The organism is Bifidobacterium margollesii, assembly GCF_002860355.1.
In the GTDB taxonomy this organism is placed as follows: domain Bacteria; phylum Actinomycetota; class Actinomycetes; order Actinomycetales; family Bifidobacteriaceae; genus Galliscardovia; species Galliscardovia margollesii.
Window position 1 is genome coordinate 19218 of the sequence record NZ_NMWU01000027.1, and the last position, 13380, is coordinate 32597.

The window sequence follows — 13380 nt, forward strand, 5'->3', positions numbered from 1 at the left end:
GTGCGTCGGGCGCGGGGAAGGATATGCAATGGTCGGTATCGTCGATGATATGCGCTCGTCGTTCGATGATTTTGGGGTACGGGCGTTCACTGAGGTGGACAGTCTTGCGTTGTCTCAGCTGGCATACTGCCGTATGCCGTCCGTCGTGCCGCACTATCCCGCGTTCGCCACGGTGCCGTTGCGGTCGCTGCTGCGCATCGAGGACTACGATGATATGTTCGGCAAGGTGTGGTCTCCGCAGAGCAACGTGGATCTGATCAGGACGATGGGGGAACATCCGCGTTGGAGAGACACGAAGGTCGGCTGCTATGTGAGCGAATCCGATCCGGAGACGTCCAAACAGTTTTCCGCCAGCGCCTTCGATTTGGGGAACGGATTGTTGTATATCGCGTTCCGGGGTACCGACAGCTCGATCATGGGGTGGAAGGAAGACTTCATGATGGCCTTCCGGCGCCCGGTCGCCGCACAGGTGGCGGCCGCGAGGTATGTGAGGGAGATCGCCGCGCATTGGCATGGGGCGCTGATGCTCGGAGGCCATTCCAAGGGTGGGAACCTGGCGGTGTATGCGGCTGCGGTCGCCCCCGCCGAGATTCAGGATCGCATCGTCGCCGTGTACTCCCACGATGGTCCGGGATTCGACGAATCGTTTATGAAAACGCCGGGATTCGGGCGTATTGCGGATCGTATGCATAAAACGGTGCCGTCGTCGTCGATTATCGGCATGTTGTTCGAAACGCGTGCCGATGCGACGGACGGATACACCGTGATCAATAGCGATGGCATCGGCATCATGCAGCATTTCGCGTTGAACTGGCATGTGGACCACGGTGATTTCGAAAAGGCCGATGGTCTGTCTTCCGGTGCCCGATACATGGCGGATGTGATCAACGGGTGGATGAATAAATACGATGATGAGCGTCGCCGATTGTTCATCGAAAACCTGTTCGCCATCCTTGAGGCCGGTGGCTACGGTACGTTCGGCGAACTGAGCGCGCATTGGAGGCAGACCGTGCCGACGATGATCCGGGCTGCCGGCAATGTGGATTCGGATGAACGCGAGGCCATGATCGCGGTGGTCGGTGGTCTGGTGGAGTCCGCGCTCAAACCGGGGGAGTAGCGGGGGTCGCGAGCCTTGGCGTGTCGTGCGAGAATGGGCGGAATTGAAGTCGGCGGAATCCCTCCTCTGGTGAGTGCCATGCACCTGCGGTGTCACCGACGACGCGGGGGTTTGTCGTCGAGTCGGGTGTGATGGTCGTCGATGATGTCCGCCAGTGTGATGGAGCGCATGGCCTCGGCTGTGGCGTGCTCGACCTTCTCGTAGGAGGGGGCGAGCGTGGCGTGCCCAACAAGGCGTTCGCCGAACGCATGCGACTGCCGTTCGTCAAGCGAGTGCTGTTCTCGCTCGCCGGATCGAAGCTGGACAGGAAGGCCCGGTCGCAGGGCAAGCGGTACGAATTCATCTTCGTGCAGGCGGACGGCGAGCAGCTGCGCCGCATCACCGACATCGTGCGTGACCGCAACGTGCACCCCGCCGTCGATCCGCACATGTTCCGTTTTGACGACATACAGACCGCTCTCAAGCTCGTCGCTGGAATGGGAGGGCGTGCGTCGGGCAAGATCGTGGTCCGATTCTGATCGTCGGGCAATCGACGAACATGGCTGAAGGAAGGAGATCGGCAATGTCCATCGCCATCATCACCGGTGCGAGCTCCGGCCTTGGCCGGGCCTATATTGATGCGATCATTCGTGAATGCCGGTTTGGGCCTAGTCGGGATCTACTGGGCTGGTAGCTGATGCTTTCGGACCTTCTTGAGGTAGTTCTTCTTGAAGGTGCGCGCTGACCCGAAGAAGCGTTCGTCGGTTGCGGTCTGTTCGTGGTTCTCGAACATGTCGGCGTCCACGATGATGCATGCGACGTAATGGTTGCGGGATCTGGTCTTGTCTTCCTCGAACCTGACCGGCATGCTGTACGCGTCGAATGTCTGCAATGTGCGTGGCGCGGGCCGTAGCGTCGAACGACCGTGCACAGTGTGGCCGCGGAGATGGACCTGTACGACGAGAACGATGCGGCTTACGTTGACAATTTCGTGAGGCCCATATTTTTGTGGTCGCTGTGCACATTTTTTGATGATAAAATGTGTGAGACAACCACAAAAACATAGGGGAAGTCATGGTCGCCAAACTTGGTAGAAGACTCATGCGGTCATTGGTCTCGTGGAAGGACGGTCCATCGCGTCAACCGCTGTTGATCCGCGGTGCGCGTCAGACCGGCAAGACGTGGCTGGTCACTGAATTCGGGCGTGAATACTACCGGCGTGTTCTGCGTATCGATTTCATGCGAGACGATGATGCGAGAGGTTTCTTCTCCGGCAATCTCGATCCCCGCGTTATCGTGGATAATCTGTCGATGTACACCGGAGTGCCTGTCAATCCCGACGACACGTTGATCTTCTTTGATGAGATACAGGAATGTCCCCGTGCGTTGACTGCGTTGAAATACTTCCGCGAGGACGCCAGCGAATACCATGTCGTCGCCACTGGGTCGACCATGGGTGTTTCCAAGCATCCCGATTCATCGTTTCCCGTCGGCAAAGTCGACATGCTCACCCTGCATCCGCTCACGTTCCTTGAGTTTCTCGACAATGCAGGGGAAGAGGGGCTGGCCCGTCTTATAGGTCAAGGAAAGTTGGCGGATATCAGCGAGGTCTTCGCGGGCCGTCTGACCGCCAGGCTCAAGGAATACCTGTTTACGGGCGGCATGCCGGCGGCTGTGCTGGCGCGGTTCAACGGCGCGGACGGCGAATCGGTGCGTGGCATACAACGTGGCATACTCGATGCCTACGATCTTGACTTCTCCAAGCACGCGCCGGCGCGTCTGCTCGATCGTCTGAGGCTCGTATGGCAGACGATGCCTGCGCAGCTGGCAAAGGAAAACCGCAAATTCGTCTATGGTGTCGTTCGTCCGGGGGCGCGCGCCCGTGATTTCGAAGAAAGTCTCATGTGGCTGCGTGATTACGGGGTCGTCACCCGTGTGCCGTGTGTCGATGCGTTGCGTTCTCCGCTCGGTGCCTATCTCGACGTGTCCGCATTCAAATTGTTCACTTCGGATGTCGGGCTATTGGGTGCGTTGGCGAATCTCTCTCCTGCGACCGTCGTCGATGGGAACCGATTGTTCACCGAGTTCAAAGGGGCGATGACCGAGCAGTACGTATGTCAGCAGCTTGTCGCCCAGGGGTACGCGCCAACCTATTGGGCCAATCCGAAAGGGCGTGCGGAGATCGACTTCGCCATCGAGGAGGCGGGGACGGTGCGGGCCATCGAGGTGAAGGCCGAACAGAATCTGCATGCCAAAAGCCTGCGATACGCGCACGATCGCTTCGGCCTTGAGCGGGCGCTGCGACTGAGCCTGAGCGGCTACCGGGAGGAGGATTGGCTCGTCAATATCCCCCTCTGGGCGGCTGGTGGGCTGAGCGCGTACTTGCGTAACCGATAGTGTTGTCGGTTCTCGTTCTCGGCTATGCCGAATGGCAATGCCGGGGGATTACCCCCGGCTCTTGGAAGTCTCACATTGCTGCGGACCTGTGTACGAGGCACGGTATCAGATGCCGCCCCGGATCACAAAGCAATGGTCGCTGTGGAAAAAATCGGAGGGGCGATGCTATGCGAAATCGTTGAAATTCCGCCGTTTCGGGTATGAAAAAAGGGCTTTCAGATTTCTCTGAAAACCCTGTTGTCGGAGGATACGAGATTCACAACCTCACGCCGTGGAACTGGCGGCATTCCGGCGAAAACTGACGTACCGACCAACTGTCTTGCCGCTCAATTTGCCGCTCTTTTCGGCGTGTCGTTTGAAACGCATGGTGATTGGCGCGTGCAAAGTCGCCGATCGCCGTGCGGGTGGTGCCGGGGATATGCTCCGAACCGATCGCTTGGTCGGATGTGCTCTCAGATGTGCTCGAGGTAGGTGATACCGGGGTAGATGAACTCATAAATCATGTCGGATTCGCGGTGGAGCGTCTCGCTGTCGATGGATTCTTTGGTTTCGATGTCGTTTGCTTTGGTCGTTCGTGGCGTGAAGTCCATGACGCCGTGCGCCGCCTCGCGTACATATGTGGGGTGAAATCCCTTGCGCTCCAGCGCCCAGACCATAGGTTTGGGCAGCATGGCCGCGGCGTCGATGTATCCGATCTCGTGCAGCACGTCCACGTCGTACGTCATGTGGCCCTGTTCGCTGTCGATGATGAACAGGGAGCGCTTGGGATAGCGTGTATCGGTTTCAGGCTGCGTGTATTCCTCGGTGACCTTCCATGTGACGTTGGCCGGGTCGGTGTTCTCGAAGACCACATTGCCGTCCTTGTCCTCCAGCACGGTCATGGCGATCTTCTGATAGTCGTAGTGCTTGCTGGTGACGATCTGGAAGTTGAGCATCGTGTAGTCGCCGAACGCCTGTCGGCCCCAGAACCAGTGGTTGAATGCGGTGACATGGTCGACGGTGCACCACTGGTGGTCGTGGTATCCGTAGCCGTTCACGCGGTGGGTCTTTCCCTCGTACTGGATGGTGCCGGTCACGCGTCCCTTGGGCACCACGCACAGCCAAGTGAAGTAGCGACCGTCGCCGAAGTCGAAGTAGGCGTTGCCCGGCCGCCACGGGGATGACATCGAGGTGAGCGTCAGATCCGCGCCGATGCCGTTGACTGGTTCGTAGTGGATCTCGTAGGTGCTCAGATCGCCTTGGACGGTGTGTGGCCCCATCCTGACGTCGCAGCGGTCAGTGGCCATGGCGATCTCATCGGCCTTATAGAGTGGCTCGTCCTCGTACTTGGTTCCGTCCGGCAGGTAGACGGCCATGCCGGGGGAGGGCGTGTAGCCCTTCTTGCCGCATTTGCGCACGGGCTTGGTGTGGAAGTGGATGACGACCTTGGTGCCGTCGTCCATCATGAAATCGAAGTACCACCATTCGTATGCGCCTGCGCGGTCATCGTCGCGGCGGCCGTCCTCCCAGACCTCCACGGGCCCTTGCCTGACGCCTCGCTTGGCGAAGTCGGAAGGCGTGTTCTCCAGTCGAATCGGATTCATCGCCTTGCTCATAGTATTGTCCTTTCAGTAGTTAATTGACGATTACTCATTTATTTGCTGTAATCGTAAAACCGCTGATACTCGGTCGGCAATGATCATCCGGTGGGTGTTCGCAAGATAATTGACTGATTCGGTGTAAAGGTCAACGAACTGTTGGCGAATTGGTCCGGTCGGTGGCGTTTGCGCTCCGGCGGGGTTCCAAGCCGTCTTGCTTGTCTGGTTTGCCCTGTCGGCCCTGTATGCCGTCCTCTCGCCCGATGAGCCGCAGCACGAAGGGGGTAAGCTCCTCCTCGAGGCGTTCGACCGGTTCGGGTGCGGGGCTGGAGAGCCACCAACGTATCACTTGGTTGATGGCGCCGATAAGGAGTTCCGCGGTGAGTTCGGGTGATGCCGCAAGACGAAGTCCTTTGGATGCGTCGACGTGCAGGCGCCGTACCAACTGTTCGCGGATATGCGCCCCTGATGTCTCGACCATGACGCTTGCCATAGCGTCCGAGTCGAGGGCATGAAACAGCGTCCGGTGCTCGTTCAGGAGTCCCAGTGCGTTTCGCACGATGTTGAGGTAGTAGTCCTCGGGGGATGATTCGGGGAGGGCGGCCTCCTGCGCGATCTCGCCACGTTCGGTGCGCAGTTCATCCACCATGAACACGAAGAAGTCGAACTTGTCTCGGAAGTGCTTGTAGAAGGTGGCGGTGCGCACCATCGCCTCGTCGCACAGTTCGGTGACCGTGATGTCATCGAACCGCTTGCGTGCGAGCAGTTCCTGAAAGGAGTGCATGAGCGCCGTATAGGTCTTCTGCACTCGAAGATCGCGCTTCGTCTCTGTGCTGTTCGACGTGGCGTTGTGCTGCGTGTTCCTGTTTGACATGGCTGACTCCCTTTTCGGTTGGACGGTAAGGCCGGCTCGTGTGTGCATGTGTGCCTATGTTCTATTCCGCGGTGACGCCGGGCATGAAAGTGTCGATGACGAGTTCCACCATCTGCGCGAGCGGCATGGGATCAGGGTCGGCGAGCCATGCGCGCATCATCGTGAGCATGCCTCCCAGATAGAATTCCGTGAGGTATTCGCCGGTTTTGCCGGTCGGTTGCGTGTTGTCGCTGTCGTTGCCGGCGATGATTGGCCGGATCAGTGGCGAGGCGACGTCCCGGAGCTTGTCGATGAACTTCCGGTCGCCGTTGGGGCCGATGAGCAGCGCAATGTAGGGGGCGTCCTTTCGCGTCTGTTCGAGGAACAACGTGAGGTTGATGCGGATGTCGTCGGTGCCGCGCATGTCGATGATCCGGTCGTTCATGGCTTGGTGCCGTTCGGCGATGAGCCGGTCCTCCTCCTGGTCGAGCAGGTCGCGCACGCCGCTGTAGTACTGGTAGAACGTGGCGCGGTTGTATCCGGCCAGTTCGGCGATCTGCTTGACGGTGATTCTGTCGAGTGGCTGTTTGGCGTAGAGGTGCCAGAACGCCCGGCACATCCTCTTGCGGGTCCGTTCGGTGACCTCGGGTTGCTTCATGACCATGGGTGCTCCTTTGTCGTGCTCCTGATGCGTTGCTGCTTCGCTGTGCGATCATCGCCCGACACTGTGTCGCATGGTGGGTATTGATGATCGTTCCGTGGTGTCTTAGTGTAATGCATCGATAACGCGTTGTCTATCAATAAATATTGGAAATTCAGTGATTATAAGCCGACGTTATGTCGTTTATAGGTGTGGAAAGAGGTCGTCTTGAAACAGTTAAAGACGCTTATGGGCAAATTCAATGTGAAGTGGCTCGCCCCGTTGGGCATGCTGTGCGCGTTCCTCGCGCTGTGGAGCTTCATGTTCTATCCCATGCTCAACGCGACGCCCGAGCATGTGCCGTTCGCCATCGTCTCGCTTGACGAGGGCGCCGGCAATGCCGACGTCGAGGTCAACGCCGGTAAGCAGATCGTGGACAGGCTCACCGGTTCCGACGCGTCCGGGGAGGATGGGGAATCCCCGATCGACTGGACCGTCTTCGAGACGAAGGCGGAGCTCGACAAGGCTCTGGAGGGTAATGACTACTACGGCGCCATCGTAATTCCGAAGGATTTCACCGCCAAACAGCTTGCGGCCAAGCAGGCCGAATCGAGGGCGGCGCTACAGCAAGCCCAGGCACAGCAGGCGTTGCAACAGAAGCTCGCGCAGGCCAAGGCCCAAGGCATGAGCGACGAGCAGATCACACAGATGCAACAGGAAGCGATGGCTCAGGCGCAGCAGGCGCAGTCCGGCTCCTCGGCGGACAAGCCGACCGTCGAGCTGATTACCAACAGTGCGAAGAACGCCTCCGTGACCCAGCAGTTGGCCTCGTCCATGAGCGCGAAGCTCGCCGAATCGGGCGTGAAGGTGGAGACGTCCTCCGTCCATGACTACGACCTCGGCAAGAGCACCGGCGCCTCGATGCTCGGACAGCTGTCCGTCGCGCCGATCGTGGCCATGTCGGCTTCCTGCACAATGATCATGTTCATGATGACCCGCGTCGGATCCGGCGCCAGCCGCAGGGAGCGCGCCCATCGTCTCGGAATCCAGATCGGCTACGCGGCGATCCTGTCCCTGTGCGTGGGCGGTCTTGCGTGCTTCCTCATGGGCGTGATCGGCGGCATGACCCTGCCATGGGGCACGCTGCTGCCGTTCCTGTGGCTGTGCAGCTTCTGCATCATGTGCATGTTGATAGGCGCCATGACGCTGCTCTTCCCGCTCGGCACGGTGGCCATGTTCGTGCTGATGGGCACGATGAGCGTCGCCTACATCGCTCCCGAGATGATGCCGGCTTTGTGGCATGACTGGGTGCTGCCCTGGTCGCCCGCGCACTTCGTGGTCGATGGCGTGCGCTCGATCGTGTTCCTCGGCGACGGTGTGCTCAACGCCAACTCCGGCGCGATGATGACGTGCATCCTCATCGGCGCGGTGCTTGCCGCCGTCGGTCTGGCCCTGTCGTCCAAGGAACCGGTTGCGGACGAGCTTGCCGCCGGAACCGTCGGCGCCACCACCGCCGCGACGGCCGTCGCCTGAACGGGCCGCTTGGCAGCGCCCGATCCCAAGCCGCGGGTGTATCGCGAATCGGGCTTGTCGTGGAACCCCAGCGTCAGTGTGCAGTGCTTGGATTGGAACTCCGAATCCCTGGCGAAGTGGTTGATTCCAGATTTCAGCGTGTACAAGTAGCGTGAGAGCCGGCTCTTAAGATACTCGGGCTGTCCGGCTCTCACGTCCGTTTCCTCGGCGGGATTGGCTTCGCTGTGAAGCATGCGCATGGTTCGGCCGTTAATTTCTTGGGATATGCAGTTTGATGAAGACTCTCAGGATGAATCCAAAGGCTTGTGGCTATGGTTATCGCGTTGATTCCTGGCCTTGTGAATGTGCTATCGGGCTGTCAGCCGGTGCTTTCGCACCTTCTTGAGGTAGTTCTTCTTGAAGGTGCGTGTCGATCCAAAGAAACGTTCGTCGGTCGCGGTCTGTTCGTGATTCTCGTACTTGAGTGCGGTCAGTTCGATGGTGCAGATGAAGTCTGCCACCTGTGCAAGCCGGTAGTCGGTCGGCAAGCCTTTGCGATAGACGATGGCCTGCTTCGAGAGCGCATATTTGATTGCGCCGTGAATGGCCTGCGTGATGAGACTCTGTCCGCCGTCGTAGTACACCTTGATGGCGTCGAAACATTGGAAGAGCGCCAGATGGTCGAACACGATGTTGACGATATCGCGTTTGATGCGTGCGCCCAGCTGGTCCAGTGTCTCGTAGTCGGCTTTCCGGTAGATGAGCGTCACGTATCGTGCCGGCAGTTTGAACAGCATAGACAGGAAGTAGGTAAGCAGGCGCTTGCGCTGGCTGATGCCGAGGTGCTGGTAGGCGTCATGTCCGTTCAGCAGCGGCGAGGTGTGCATGGGGATGTCCGGCAGCCCCGCGTCGCGGAGCGTTTGCTCGTAGCCTTCGAACATAGGGATGACGGGCTCGGACTGGTCGTGGAACACCAGCGTCAGCGCATAATACTTGGACTGGAATCCCTGCTCGCCGCTCTCGTCGGCGAAGATCGAGATTTCAGCCATAGCATCTCTCCGAAAATGAAAAATGCCGGGGGATTACCCCCGGCTCTTGGAAGTCTCACATTGCTGCGGACCTGTGTACGAGACACAGTATCAGATGCTGACCCGGATTGCAAAGCAATGGTTGGCTGTGAAGGAAATCAGGCGTGCTGGTTTTTGTATGCTGTACCAACTATCGATACCCCAGAAAACGAGTCGAGACGGGTCAAAACGGAGAGTGTCCGAAATGGCAGAAACACCGAAAAACGTTGCAATTCCGCCGTTTCGGCAATGAAAAAGCCCTTTTCCTTTGGGTGGGAAAAGGGCGATGGCGGAGGATACGAGATTCGAACTCGTGAGGGCTATTCACCCAACACGCTTTCCAAGCGTGCGCCATAGACCACTAGGCGAATCCTCCGTGTGCACTAGCCAGCACGTGAGAACGCTCGCTAGGCAACTCGAATAAGATAACACAGAATTTTCCAGATGCCAACTCGGCGTGTTCGGCGCGCCGTTCGCTATGCCTCGGACTCCACCAGCGCCATCGCCTCCTCCAGCGTAGGACACTCCGGAGCGCCGCTACCCTCGTTCGCGCGGGAAACCGCAATCGATGTGGCCGCATTGGCCAGCTCCACCGCATCCTCAAGGTCCGCGCCGCGAGCCAGCATGGCGCACAACGCTCCGGTATGGCACCGTCCGGCGGACTGCGTGTGCAGCGCCTTGGTCGCATATCCGGGAATGTGCAGCAATGTCGAATCGTCCGCACTGTCGCTGCCGCTACCGCAGTCTCCCGGCTCCCACAACCACGCACCCGTGGCGCCGGTCCGCACGATCAGCGGCGCGCCCAGCACGGCACCGAGCGCCTCGCACAATTCCGGCATGGCGGCGTCGGTGCTGCCGCTTACGGTGATCGGCTCGGGTTCGGTGATCGCCGCGCCCAGCCGATGCGCCAGCATACGCGCCTCCTGCTTATTGCACGACCATATCGGCTTCGCCAAAATCAGCGTCTCCAGCAGCGACGCATTGATGTACCCGCTCATACCCATCGGATTGAATACCAGATGGAACGGCCGTCTCGATAGCTCAGCCGACAAATCATCCGGCCGATCATCCGACCAATCAGTCGGCCGATCATCCGATTCCACGTCGGCCGCGATCTCATGCGCAATCAAACGATGCGTATCTCCCTCGCTGCCGCCGAGTCCGCCGCCGTAATCGGTCCAGTGCGCATCCGTCCGTCGCACAAACGCATACACCGCGCTCGCCGTACGATTCACCAGCGCATTGCCGCTGATGTGTACCACGTCTCCCGGCTCCGGCTCCACCATGTCGAACGCGTCCGCCTCGCCATGCGCCTCCGCCCCGTACGACACGACCACCGTTTTGCGGGTGCCGCCGTCGCCCACGATCACGCGGAAACCGGAATCCTCGTCGAGCCGATCCTGGCCGATATGCGCGATGCCGTCCCGTTCCATGGCCAGACGAATCATGGTGGCCCACGGTCCGTTCCCGATGATTCCGGCGTGCTGCGATTCGACCCCGAGCCGTGCGGACGCCTGAAGCGTGCCGTAGCTGCTGCCCACGGTCATGTAATTGCCTTCGGCGAACGAGAATCCACCCGGATGGGGGAGCTTGTCCACGTCGATCATGATGTCCACAGCGACCTCGCCCAGTGAGATGACCTTGCCGGGACCCCTGCCGCTCGCCCTGCCATTTCCCTGACCGTTTCCGCTGTCGTGGCCGATTGCCGTTTTTCCGGTGATGCTGGTGTTGACGACTGACATGGCTACCTCCTTGGGAACACGGCCGCGGTTTCAAGGGGCGAGAAGGTTCTCCGCGTGCGCGGATACGCCGGGATGCGTACGCCGGATCGACTACGCAGGACTGCGGTGTATGACGTCGAATATCGGTGGATACTGCGAATCACCCTCTGGCCCCTTCGCCTTCGGTCTTGACTCTGCTGATCATTGTAGGCCCTGCATTGCCGGTCGGGCAATCAACATCGCGGATGATTGTGCCGTATTGCGCGGGAGCGTATCGGGATCGTACCGGGGTCGCGCCGCAGAACCGCAGGGCGCGCCCGAGGGGCAGGTTGCGGGGGTTGTGACGAGATCGGCATCGGGGAGGTTTCGCTCCGTGACTGCGATCATGTGAAGTTCTTCGTCGGGGCATATGCTGTTGGATGACTGACCATTGAGAGGGGTCTGGAATGAGTGGATATCGTCGTGGAACAAATCGTTTCGGAATATTGAGACGAGTGGGTATGGGCGTTGTCGTAGCGACCGGGCTAATGGGGCTGCTGATGCCGATGGGTGTGGCGAATGCCGCGGAATCGGTTTCTCCGGCCTCTTCCGGTCGGGGGGATGACGTCGTTTCGCATGTCAGCGCGGACCATGCGGCCAAGACGCATGAGTCGGCGTTCGCGTCGGCCGGTCGATCGTCGGCTAATCCGTCCGGCGGCAGTGCGGCGGCCTCGTCGTCCGCATTGACCGCCGCTGCCGATCTGACCGGGTTGGCGACGGTCGGCGTGACGTGGGCGCAGACCAATATGACCGATCCGGCGACGGCGCCGACCCTGCAGATCCGGTATCGTCACGGCGGGACGTGGAGCGGTTGGGACACGGTGGAATCCGTCGATGGCGATCAGGGCGTGATGGGCGTGAGCGTGCCGTATTACGTGGGGGATGCGACCCGTGCCGAGGCGCGTCTTACCGCAAAGGCCGGGCAGACGATCACCGCGGCGAAGCTGATCGCGGTGGATTCCGGGTACTCCGCATCGGGCGTGTCTGGAGAGTCGGGCGGAGCGGATGCCGCTGCCGGCGCCGCTGACGGTGGTTCGAATGCCTCGGTTGCGGGCGGCGCCTCGCAAGCCTCCACGGCTGCCAATACCTATGCGGGGCGCATTCACACCCGTGAGGAATGGTGGCGTGCCGGCAACGCACCGATGACCTGGACGCCGAATCGCAGCGGTGAATGGCAGGGTGCCACGGTGCACCACACCGATGGTCGCAACTATTATTCCCGCGCCGAGGTGCCGGCGATCATCAACGGCATCTACAATTTCCACGCCTCGGCAAGCAACGGGGGCCGTGGCTGGGGTGATATCGGTTACAACCTGCTCGTCGACCGGTTCGGCGGCATCTGGGAGGGACGCGACGAAGGCGTGCCGAATCAGGTGGTGCGGGCGAGCCGGGTGATCGGCGCACACTCTCGCGGATTCAATTCCGCCACGTTCGGCGTCGCGTTGCTCGGCACGTACGACGTCACCGGGCCGAGCAACGCGTCGATCAACTCGCTGTCCGCGGCGATCGCCTGGGAGTTCCAGGGGCTGCACATCAGAAGCGCGAAGGACACGTTCCAATACAAAGGCCGTCAGGATCGGATCACCGGTCACGGCGCTGCATCCCACCATTCCGATCCCGCCAACTACACGGACTGCCCCGGCAGGCAGGTGTGGAATCGCATGGGCACGATTCGAAACACCGTGCAGCTGATGCTGGACGGTCAGAAGTCAGGCAATCCGGTGTATCGCGTATACAACCGTAATTCCGGTCTACATCATTACACCACGTCGTTCGCCGAGGTCATCAACGCGGTGTCCGCGGGATGGCGATACGAGGGGGTGTCGTTCCATGCTGCTGCGTGGGGTGCGCGAGGATCCGTCCCGGTGTTCCGCGAATACAATCCGAACAACGGCAACCATAATTGGACGATGAATCGCGCGGAGCACAACATGCTGATCCGTGCGGGATGGCGAAGCGAGAAAACCGCATGGTACGTGCCCGGATTCAATTTGTAAGTGCAACACTCGTCTCTGGGTGGCTTGTCTTTGACATTACCTTGCCGAGCTCGCGGTACCAAACCTCGTTGGGCGTTTCCCAGCCCAGGACCTTCAACGGGGTGTCGTTGATCTCGTCGACGATGGCCTGCAGGTCCGCATCCGACAGGTCGTCGAAGCTGGTCCCCTTGGGCAGGTAGCGCCGGATCCTGCCGTTGCGGTTCTCGTTCGTGCCCCGCTGCCACGAGGAGTACGGGTCCGCATAGTAGGTGAGCATGCCCAGCGCCTCGTCCACGAGCAGGTGGCAGGAGGACTCCGTGCCGTTGTCCCACGTGCGGTCGATGCGCGCGGGCGCGGGGATCCGGCTGTAGATGTCGTATTCGGCGCGCGCGGTCGCCAGCGCGCTCTTGTCGGGGATGAACCGGGCGAACAGCTTGCGGCTCTTGCGTTCGGCCTGCGTGTCGATGCACCGTTTCGACGGGGACGCGCCGACGACGGTGTC

The 13380-nt window shown here is 60.3% G+C and carries 12 protein-coding genes and 1 tRNA gene; 5 read left to right on the forward strand and 8 right to left on the reverse strand.

What is annotated here, in order from left to right:
• Positions 1 to 28 precede the first annotated feature (28 nt).
• Both Uis1B_RS07945 and Uis1B_RS07950 read left to right on the forward strand, forming a co-directional pair.
• A complete protein-coding gene (locus Uis1B_RS07945) occupies positions 29 to 1117 on the forward strand; it encodes a DUF2974 domain-containing protein (protein ID WP_101617211.1) in 1089 nt (362 codons plus the stop codon).
• Between the two features lie 131 nt (positions 1118 to 1248).
• Positions 1249 to 1635, forward strand: coding sequence for a zinc-binding dehydrogenase (locus Uis1B_RS07950; RefSeq protein ID WP_101617213.1), 387 nt, complete (start codon positions 1249 to 1251; stop codon positions 1633 to 1635).
• 140 nt (positions 1636 to 1775) lie between these two features.
• Here Uis1B_RS07950 and Uis1B_RS07955 read toward each other — a convergent pair whose 3' ends face one another.
• Positions 1776 to 1964: a hypothetical protein gene (locus Uis1B_RS07955; RefSeq protein WP_101617215.1), complete on the reverse strand. Its 189-nt coding sequence runs from the start codon at positions 1962 to 1964 to the stop codon at positions 1776 to 1778.
• Positions 1965 to 2197: 233 nt separating this feature from the next.
• Between Uis1B_RS07955 and Uis1B_RS07960 the strand changes: the two genes are divergently transcribed.
• Positions 2198 to 3493, forward strand: a complete 1296-nt coding sequence (locus Uis1B_RS07960; protein ID WP_243390317.1) for an ATP-binding protein — start codon at positions 2198 to 2200, stop codon at positions 3491 to 3493.
• A 452-nt stretch (positions 3494 to 3945) separates the two neighbouring features.
• On the opposite strand, the gene Uis1B_RS07965 is transcribed toward Uis1B_RS07960, so the two are convergent.
• From Uis1B_RS07965 to Uis1B_RS07975, 3 genes are all read right to left on the reverse strand, one after another.
• The gene (locus tag Uis1B_RS07965; protein WP_101617219.1) at positions 3946 to 5088 is read right to left on the reverse strand and encodes a hypothetical protein; all 1143 of its coding nucleotides are present in this window, start codon (positions 5086 to 5088) and stop codon (positions 3946 to 3948) included.
• Positions 5089 to 5218: 130 nt separating this feature from the next.
• Positions 5219 to 5944, reverse strand: a complete 726-nt coding sequence (locus Uis1B_RS07970; protein WP_101617221.1) for a TetR/AcrR family transcriptional regulator — start codon at positions 5942 to 5944, stop codon at positions 5219 to 5221.
• A 61-nt stretch (positions 5945 to 6005) separates the two neighbouring features.
• Entirely contained in the window at positions 6006 to 6587 is a 582-nt protein-coding gene (locus Uis1B_RS07975; RefSeq protein ID WP_101617223.1) for a TetR/AcrR family transcriptional regulator, read from the reverse strand.
• A gap of 204 nt (positions 6588 to 6791) precedes the next feature.
• On the opposite strand from Uis1B_RS07975, the gene Uis1B_RS07980 reads away from it, so the two are divergent.
• A complete protein-coding gene (locus Uis1B_RS07980) occupies positions 6792 to 8096 on the forward strand; it encodes a YhgE/Pip domain-containing protein (protein WP_165782801.1) in 1305 nt (434 codons plus the stop codon).
• A 347-nt stretch (positions 8097 to 8443) separates the two neighbouring features.
• Here the strand turns inward: Uis1B_RS07980 and Uis1B_RS07985 are convergent, their stop codons facing one another.
• The 3 genes from Uis1B_RS07985 to Uis1B_RS07995 form a co-directional block, all read right to left on the reverse strand.
• A complete protein-coding gene (locus Uis1B_RS07985) occupies positions 8444 to 9124 on the reverse strand; it encodes a DUF3800 domain-containing protein (RefSeq protein WP_101617226.1) in 681 nt (226 codons plus the stop codon).
• Between the two features lie 305 nt (positions 9125 to 9429).
• Positions 9430 to 9518: transfer RNA gene (locus Uis1B_RS07990), tRNA-Ser, on the reverse strand.
• A 100-nt stretch (positions 9519 to 9618) separates the two neighbouring features.
• Positions 9619 to 10884, reverse strand: a complete 1266-nt coding sequence (locus Uis1B_RS07995; RefSeq protein WP_101617228.1) for a PfkB family carbohydrate kinase — start codon at positions 10882 to 10884, stop codon at positions 9619 to 9621.
• Positions 10885 to 11363: 479 nt separating this feature from the next.
• Here Uis1B_RS07995 and Uis1B_RS08000 point away from each other — a divergent pair, with 479 nt between their 5' ends.
• Positions 11364 to 12899 (forward strand): N-acetylmuramoyl-L-alanine amidase, encoded by a 1536-nt coding sequence (locus tag Uis1B_RS08000; protein WP_165782802.1) that lies wholly within the window; start codon positions 11364 to 11366, stop codon positions 12897 to 12899.
• Here Uis1B_RS08000 and Uis1B_RS08005 read toward each other — a convergent pair.
• On the reverse strand, positions 12889 to 13380 hold a 492-nt coding region (locus tag Uis1B_RS08005), incomplete at its 5' end, for an IS30 family transposase (RefSeq protein WP_133124893.1). The two genes, Uis1B_RS08000 and Uis1B_RS08005, sit on opposite strands and share 11 nt — an antisense overlap.

Excerpts from the sequence above, each read along its gene's own strand:
- Uis1B_RS07945 (WP_101617211.1), top strand. The coding sequence starts at position 29 with ATGGTCGGTATCGTCGATGATATGCGCTCGTCGTTCGATGATTTTGGG.
- Uis1B_RS07950 (WP_101617213.1), top strand. The coding sequence starts at position 1,249 with ATGGTCGTCGATGATGTCCGCCAGTGTGATGGAGCGCATGGCCTCGGC.
- Uis1B_RS07955 (WP_101617215.1), bottom strand. The coding sequence starts at position 1,964 with ATGCCGGTCAGGTTCGAGGAAGACAAGACCAGATCCCGCAACCATTAC.
- Uis1B_RS07960 (WP_243390317.1), top strand. The coding sequence starts at position 2,198 with ATGCGGTCATTGGTCTCGTGGAAGGACGGTCCATCGCGTCAACCGCTG.
- Uis1B_RS07965 (WP_101617219.1), bottom strand. The coding sequence starts at position 5,088 with ATGAGCAAGGCGATGAATCCGATTCGACTGGAGAACACGCCTTCCGAC.
- Uis1B_RS07970 (WP_101617221.1), bottom strand. The coding sequence starts at position 5,944 with ATGTCAAACAGGAACACGCAGCACAACGCCACGTCGAACAGCACAGAG.
- Uis1B_RS07975 (WP_101617223.1), bottom strand. The coding sequence starts at position 6,587 with ATGGTCATGAAGCAACCCGAGGTCACCGAACGGACCCGCAAGAGGATG.
- Uis1B_RS07985 (WP_101617226.1), bottom strand. The coding sequence starts at position 9,124 with ATGGCTGAAATCTCGATCTTCGCCGACGAGAGCGGCGAGCAGGGATTC.
- Uis1B_RS07995 (WP_101617228.1), bottom strand. The coding sequence starts at position 10,884 with ATGTCAGTCGTCAACACCAGCATCACCGGAAAAACGGCAATCGGCCAC.
- Uis1B_RS08000 (WP_165782802.1), top strand. The coding sequence starts at position 11,364 with ATGGGCGTTGTCGTAGCGACCGGGCTAATGGGGCTGCTGATGCCGATG.